Origin of the sequence: Paraburkholderia sp. BR14320, assembly GCF_040948665.1 — a bacterium.
In the GTDB taxonomy this organism is placed as follows: Bacteria; Pseudomonadota; Gammaproteobacteria; order Burkholderiales; family Burkholderiaceae; genus Paraburkholderia; species Paraburkholderia youngii.
On the sequence record NZ_JBFPKG010000318.1, the window covers coordinates 1 to 304 of the forward strand.

Annotated in this window: 1 protein-coding gene; it reads right to left on the bottom strand. The window is 55.6% G+C overall.

From position 1 onward, the window contains the following. Positions 1-88 precede the first annotated feature (88 nt). Positions 89-304 (bottom strand): hypothetical protein (locus AB3X89_RS40480; RefSeq protein WP_368588091.1); only part of this gene is annotated, 216 nt, incomplete at its 5' end.

Sequence of the window (304 nt, forward strand, 5' to 3'; positions counted from 1 at the left end):
GCTCAAAACCCGGCCGATAACTCGCGAATGGATCGATTTACAAAAATGAGAGTTAAGCGAGCGGCTGGCCCTGAGGCCGCCGAGACCATTATTCGCGGACTAAGAAGCAGTGGCAATGCATGGGATCGAGCGAGCGGAACTCGCAACCCGTATACGGAATACGTTGATCCATACGGACGGCTTTGTTCAGCAGGGTAGGCCCGCAGTTGGTTGCGGACGCAACTAGAGCTTTTTGACGCAAACGGCCTTGCCGAAGCTGTTCCACAGATTCACGAGGTTCGCGATAATCACGCCCTCGCGCTGC